The organism is Lactobacillus sp. C449L (assembly GCF_059900815.1).
Map to the genome: position 1 here is coordinate 1 of NZ_JBWXGA010000164.1, position 474 is coordinate 474.

Annotated in this window: 1 protein-coding gene; it reads right to left on the reverse strand. The window is 61.4% G+C overall.

The features are described 5' to 3' along the window. Positions 1 to 474: aldehyde dehydrogenase family protein (locus AC2JF9_RS08830; protein WP_500727016.1), on the reverse strand; the 474-nt coding region annotated here is incomplete at both ends.

A 474-nucleotide genomic window follows, 5' to 3' on the forward strand; every position in this document is an offset into this window, starting at 1 on the left:
CGCCTATGGGCGAACATCACGTGCCGAACTTGCGTGTATTCCGTAAGGGCCGTCATGGAAAGGTCGCTGCCGTAGCCGGAATTTCGCATGCCACCGTGTGGCATCTCGGTTGCGAAGACGCCGTGGGTGTTGACCCATGTCACGCCATAACGCAAGGCGGCGGAGAGTTGGGCCGCGCGTCCTTGGCTGCGTGTCCAGATCGACGAGGCAAGGCCGTAGGAAGAAGCGTTGGCCCAGCCGACCACCTGGTCTTCATCCTTGAAAGGCGTGATCGACACAACAGGGCCGAAGACTTCCTTCTGCACGATCTCTGAATTTTGGCTCGCCGCGATGAGGGTCGGCTCGTAGAAGAAGCCGTTCCGGTCGGGGATGTGGCCACCTGTGATCACCGTCGCCCCGTTGGCCTGGGCGCGTTCAACGAATCCGGCGACACGATCGCGTTGCCTCTGCGTAATCAGCGGTCCGAACTCTGCG